The sequence below is a fragment of the Caulobacter segnis genome (assembly GCF_003243465.1).
In the GTDB taxonomy this organism is placed as follows: Bacteria; Pseudomonadota; Alphaproteobacteria; order Caulobacterales; family Caulobacteraceae; genus Caulobacter; species Caulobacter segnis_A.
Window position 1 is genome coordinate 43543 of the sequence record NZ_QFQZ01000029.1, and the last position, 6161, is coordinate 49703.

Consider the following 6161-nt stretch of genomic DNA (forward strand, 5'->3'; position numbering starts at 1 on the left):
CGTTAGAACCGCTTGGAGAGGTTCATGTACCAGTAGCGGCCGGTGGCGTTGTGCAGGGCGCCCAGGTAGCCGAAGTTGGCCGCGGCGACCGGCGGGTCCTTGTCGAAGACGTTGCGCACGCCGACCCGAACGGTGGAGCCGTCGAACAGGCCCTGCTTGAACGCGTACTGGCCGTAGAGGCTTACCGTGGTCCAGTCCTTGACCGGGAAGTACTGGCCGTTGACCTGGGCCGGGCCGGTGTCGAACACCTCGCCGACATAGCTGACGAAGGCGCCGGCGCCCCAGCCGTCCTTGCGCCAGCTGAAGCTGGCCGAGCCGCGGAACTCGGGGAAGCCGTCCTTCTTGATCTGGTCGCCGGCCGAGGCCACCGTCACGCCGGGCAGCTTGCCGGCGGCGACGGCCTGCTGCAGCAGGGCTTCGATCGGGCTGGCGGCCTGGTCGTACTTCAGCAGCTTGGCGACGTTCACCGTCAGGCCGAAATCACCCCACGGCGTGTCGTCCAGGTCGTAGTCGAGGCTGAAATCGACGCCCTGCACGACGCGCGGCTGCAGGTTCTGATAGGTGTCGGAGACGTAGGCGATGTTGCCGACCGTGGCCGTGCCCACCGGCGCGTCGCGGACGACGTTCGGGTTGGACGAGCCGCTCTGGCGCAGCAGCCAGTCATAGGCGATCTGGTTGCCGCCGCCCAGGATGCCGATCACGCCCTTCTCGCGGATCGACCAGAAGTCGGTGGTCAGGGTCACCTTGCCGAGTTCGCGCGGAATGAAGGTCGGCTGGTAGACGAAGCCGACGGTGGCGTTGTCGGCCTCCTCCGGTTTCAGGTCCTTGTTGCCGCTGCGCACCTCGATCGTGCTGCCGCTGGGGCAGGTGGTCACGGTCGGCGTGTTGATCCGGCAGGCGGCCCAGTCGGTGCGGGTGTTCGAGACCGTCGCGCCGTCGCTGTAGAACTGCGGCAGGTTCGGCGCGCGGAAGCTCTGCGAGACCGAACCGCGGAACGCCAGGCCATAGCCCACCTTCCAGTAGATCGCGCCCTTGGGCTTCAGCACATTGCCGAAGTCGGAATACTCCTCGTCGCGGGCGGCGATCTGCAGGCTGACTTCCTCGACGAACGGGATGTTCATCTCGGGCGAGATGATCGGCACGGCCAGTTCGAAGAAGGCCGAGGTCACCGAGCGCTTGCCATGGACGTCCGGCGCGCCCGACGCGCCCAGCACGTCGGTGTTGTAGGTCACGCCGGTGACGCTGTTGGTGTACTTGATCTTGCCGTCCAGGCGATCGTCGCGGTCGTCGTCATAGGTCTCGCGGCGCCACTCGACGCCGGCGGCCACGCCGACGTCGCCGCCGGGCAGTCTGAAGAGGTCCTTCTTCGACACCTTGAAGTCGGCCAGGGCCAGCGAGGTCTCGCTGATCCGGTAGACGTTGATCAGGAAGGAATTGATCGTGTCGCGGCTGTTGGGCGTGGTGTCGCCCAGCGAGTAGTTTTCCAGATTGCCGCCGTTGAAGGGGTTGTAGGCCGTGGCGTCCGTGCGGTTCAGCGCCTGCTGGAACAGGGTGTTGCTGATCGCATTGTGCGTCATGTCCTTGGTGCGCGCCTTCGAATACAGCAGCGCCGAATCCCACTTCCAGCCGTTCCACGCGCCCTTCAGCCCGCCCAGCAGGCGATAGCTGTCGTCGGTCACGGTGTAGGTGCGGCCGCCGGCGTCCACCGGGCGGTAGGTGGTGATGTTCATCGCCAGGCCGGTGGTCGGCACGCCGGTCAGGCCCGCCAGCCGGTTCGGGCTGGTCGTCGGGCCGAAGGGGTTCCAGTAGGCGTTGGCGGCGATGGTGATCGGCGCGGTGCTGAGCGGCGCGGACTGTTCGCGGTTGCCGGTGAACAGCGCGTGGTAGTAGCCCGCTTCGCCATAGCCGGTGACCTCGCCGAAATCATGCTCGACGGTCGAGAACAGGTTCGTGCGCTCGACCCCGCCCTTCAGGGTGCGGTCGGGGTTTTCGTCGTAGCGCAGGACGCGGTCGGCGGTCCCGGTGATGGTGCCGGACTTCAGGCAGAGACCGCCCGCCAGCACGGTGCTGGAGCAGCCGGCGGCGGTGTTGCTGACCGGCTCGACGTGGAAGACGCCCGAGCTGGTCAGGGCGACGGTTCCCTGGCGCACGGCCGTGGTCGACGGGATCACCGTGAACGACCCCCAGGGGCTGGAGGTCGAGCGGCTGTCGAAGGTGGTGTTGTCCACCCACGGGGTGTTGGCGACCTGGGCGCGGTGATCCTCGCTGGCGGCGTAGTCGCGCTCGGTGGCCATCAGGCGGCTGCGGGCGGTGTAGTTGCCGAAGAAGGTCAGGCGGGTGCCGTCCTCCAGCCGCGTGCCGGCCTTCACGTTGAACGAGCCTTCCTGGTAGCTGGTGCCTTCCGAGCCGCCGTACTGCGCCTCCAGCTTCAGGCCGCGGAACTTGGTGTCGAGCACGGTGTTGACGACGCCGGCCACGGCGTCGGCGCCGTAGATGGCCGCGGCGCCGTCGCGCAGCACCTCGATCCGCTTGACGCCCGCGACCGGGAACGAGTTGGTGTTGACCGTCTGCACGGGCACCAGGTTCTCGGTCTGGCTGCCGGGGGCCAGCACCGCGCGGCGGCCGTTCAGCAGCGCCAGGGTGTTGCCGGTGCCGAGGTTCCGCAGGTTCAGCGAGGCCACGTCGCCGCGCGCGTCGTTCAGGTTGCCGGTCGTGCGGGCTTCCTGGAACTGCACGTCGCCAGCCTGCGGGATCGAGCGGAACAGCTCGTCGCCCGAAACCGCGCCGGTGGCGATGATTTCCTTTTCGCCGACCACGGTCACCGGCAGGGCTTCGGTCTTGCGGGCGCCCTCGATCTGCGAGCCGACGACCACGACGGCCTCGACGGTCTGGGCCTCGTCAGTCGACGCGCCGGCCCCCGCGCCGGAGGACTGGGGGAGCGACGACGCCCGGGCCTCGACCGGGGCCTGGCGCAGGGTGATGGTCTTGCCGTCGTCGGACTGGACCACCAGGCCCGCGGCCTTGGCCAGGCGGGCCAGGGCGTCGCCGTCGGCGATGTCGCCCGTGACGGCCGGGGTCATCTTGCCCTTGGCGGCCTCGAACGGGAACAGCACCTGCTTGCCCGACTGCTTGGCGAAGGCCTGCAGCGACGTCACCGCGTCGCCGGCCGGAATGTTGAAGGTGTGGCGGGCCTCTTGGGCCAGGGCCGGACCGGCCAGTACCAGGACCGCGGCGGACGCCATCAGGAAGCCGCGAACCGCGCGGCGACGCGTGTCGTTAGACATTGTTTTTGTAAACCCCTCTCGACACCTCCAGCCCCGACGGGAGAGCGTCTTCCCTGCATCGACGCTATAAGCGGCCGTTTCCGCCAGTCGCGAGCGGAACTTTTTTCATGGCGCGCCTTGCGCGGCTAACTGCGCCGGGAGAGGCGGATCGCCCCGTCGGTGCCTTCCGAAGCGCGCACGGGGAAGGCGCTGGTCACCGCGACGACGAAGCCGGTGGGTTCGGTCGTCTGGAAATAGCCGGCCAGGCGCAGGTCGGCGATCGAGGGGTCGGCGATGCGGATCTGCTGGTGGTTGTAGCGGTTGAACTCGGCCACCGCCTGCTCCAGCGACTGGCCGTCCAGGGCGATGGCGCCCTGGCGCCAGGCCAGGCTTCGGTCGATTTCGGCCTCGGACACCACGCGCGACCGGGCGCCATGCGAGTCGTAGACCGCCGCCACGCCCGCCGGCAGGCGAAGGTCTTTCCTGGCGTCGGCGCGGACCGGATCGACGTCGACGGCGCCCTTCTTGACCGTGACGATCGCGCCGTCCGAGCGCAGACGCACCGCCACCTCGGTAACGCCGTCGGCCGCGATGACCGCGTCGGCGGCCTTGACCAGAAACGGGCGCGCGTCCGGCGCGGCCTGGAACAGGGCTTCACCCTTGACCAGCCGCACCTCGCGAACGCCGCGCTTGAAGCGGACGACGACCTTGCTGTCGGTGTTCAGCTCGATCCGGCTGTTGTCGCCCAGCACCACGACCCGGCGCTCACCGATCGCCGTGGCGTAGGCGGTCGAGGTCCCGAACGAGACGCTGCCGGCCACGATCAGCGCGATGGCCGCCGAGACGGCCAGGCCGCGCGCCCAGTGCGAACGCGTCGCGGGAGGCCGGCGCGGCTCCGCGGCCGCCAGGAGATCGGCGTCCGGCCGTTGCTGTCCCGGCCGCAGGGCGCGAACGCGGTCCAGCCGCGCCCAGACGGCCGCTTCGCGCTCGTAGGCGGCCTCATGCTCGAAGCTCTCGCCACGCCAGGCCTCGAACGCCGCGCGGTCGGCCTCAGAGCACGAAGCGTCGTCAAGCCGGACCACCCAGAGGGCGGCCGCCTGCCTCACCGCTTCGCGTCGTGATCCCGTATCCCGCTCCATGAGCGCCCTTCGTCGACCCTGCTCTTACGTTGGTTACGCCGTCCCAGCTTCTCGGAACAGTAGCGCAGTCCCTTCACCAAATGCTTCTCAACAGTAGAGACGGACAAGCCCAGCCGGTCCGCTATCTCGTCAGGCGAGAGGCTATAGACTTTTCGCAACGTGAAGACGCGTCGGCATTGCGTCGGAAGTTCGGCGATCGCCTCGGCGAGCGCACGCAGCTCGTCGCGTGATTCGATGACGGATTGCGCGCTGGGCGTCTCGTCGATCAGCTCGATACGCTCGAAATCGGCGACGGCGGTTATGGTCAGCACCTTGCGACGGCGCAGGGCGTCGAGCGCGCAGTTGCGTAGCACCCGCGTGGCGAAGGCGGCGGGATTGCTGATCTCGCGCCAGGTCTTGCAGGCGATCGCCCGCGCGAAGGTCTCGTGGACCAGGTCCTCCGGATCGGCCTGCCCGTCGCGGCAGAACCGCCGCGCATAGGCCAGCAGGTCCGGCTCCAGCGGCAGGATCTCCCGCCGAAACCAGGCGCGCCTGTCTTCGTCGTCTTGCGCCATCAACGCCCCTCTCGCTTGGCAAGCAAGCCGATCGGGGCGGGAATGGCAACCGGCGACGTCCCCGTCGCCGGTTTGCGCCTGTCCCGGCGCCTAATCCTCGATCGGATTGTGGCGCGTATCCTTCAGGAACAGGCCACCGATAACCGCGGTCACCGTGGCGATGATCACCGGGTACCATAGACCCGAATAGATATCGCCCGTCGCCGCCACGATCGCGAAGGCCGTGGTCGGCAGGAAGCCGCCGAACCAGCCATTGCCCAGGTGATAGGGCAGCGACATGGCCGTGTAGCGGATCCGCGTCGGGAACAGCTCGACCAGCATGGCCGCGATCGGGCCGTAGACCATGGTCACGTAGATCACCAGGATCGCCAGCAGGCCGATGACCTTGGGCTTGTCGACCAGCTTGGGATCGGCCTTGGCCGGATAGCCGGCCGCCTTCAGCTGGGCGGCGAGTTCGGCCTCCCAGGCCTTGCGCGCGGCGGCGAAGGCCTTGCCGGTCGCTCCCTTGGCGTCGAAGCCCGCGAGGCTGACGCCGCCGACCTGGACGGTGGTCGGCGCGCCGGCCGGGACCGCCTGCGAGGTGTAGGTGACGCCGGCCTTGGCCAGATAGGCCTTGGCCACGTCGCACGGCGTGTTGAACTTGGCCTTGCCGACCGGGTCGAACTGGAAGGCGCAGGTGGCCGGATCGGCGTTGACCACGACCGGGGCCGAGGCCTCGGCGTGCGCCAGAACCGGGTTGGCGTAGGTGGTGATCGCCTTGAAGATCGGGAAGTAGGTCGCCGCCGCCAGAACGCAGCCGACGATGATGATCCACTTGGAGTTGAGGCTGTGGTCGGAGTCTGAGTGTAGAAGCTACCATCGATGCGGATCACCAGCTTTGTCGACGTTTCCAGCGGAGGGTTTCCGTGATCTGAAGCGACTATAGTAAATTGATGCTCCCCAAAGTGTTCGGTTGTGAATTCGCCGTTCACCGTAATCAGACCGCTTGACTTGTCGATTTTGAAGAGTCTGAAATAAATGGATTAGAACGGTTACTAGATAAAGTTGGATAAGCTTGAGTTAGGAGTAGTTTTTTTAGAAGGTTAGCAAAGTTAACTTACCGCTGTTGATCTTTGAATTTGTAGGAAACTCGTCCGTTCTCGTCCTTGTCCGCGTCTTTTGCTTTCACGCGTCCAATATTCATATTCGGTTTGAAAGACTCGATT

The 6161-nt window shown here is 67.1% G+C and carries 3 protein-coding genes and 2 pseudogenes; all 5 read right to left on the reverse strand.

Annotated elements, in window-relative coordinates:
• Positions 1-2: 2 nt before the first annotated feature.
• Positions 3-3284, reverse strand: a complete 3282-nt coding sequence (locus DI526_RS10995; protein WP_304277544.1) for a TonB-dependent receptor — start codon at positions 3282-3284, stop codon at positions 3-5.
• Between the two features lie 125 nt (positions 3285-3409).
• Positions 3410-4369, reverse strand: a complete 960-nt coding sequence (locus DI526_RS11000) for a FecR family protein (RefSeq protein WP_304277546.1) — start codon at positions 4367-4369, stop codon at positions 3410-3412.
• The gene (locus DI526_RS11005; RefSeq protein WP_304277548.1) at positions 4366-4959 is read right to left on the reverse strand and encodes an RNA polymerase sigma factor; all 594 of its coding nucleotides are present in this window, start codon (positions 4957-4959) and stop codon (positions 4366-4368) included. Before DI526_RS11005 ends, DI526_RS11000 begins: the two co-directional genes overlap by 4 nt.
• 87 nt (positions 4960-5046) lie before the next feature.
• A pseudogene (locus DI526_RS11010) lies at positions 5047-5766 on the reverse strand (MFS transporter); the annotation flags it as partial.
• 62 nt (positions 5767-5828) lie between these two features.
• A pseudogene (locus DI526_RS23400) lies at positions 5829-5975 on the reverse strand (cadherin repeat domain-containing protein); the annotation flags it as partial.
• Positions 5976-6161 lie beyond the last annotated feature (186 nt).

Bases quoted from the DNA above. Each gene is read 5' to 3' on its own strand.
- DI526_RS10995 (WP_304277544.1), bottom strand. From the start codon at position 3,284: ATGTCTAACGACACGCGTCGCCGCGCGGTTCGCGGCTTCCTGATGGCG.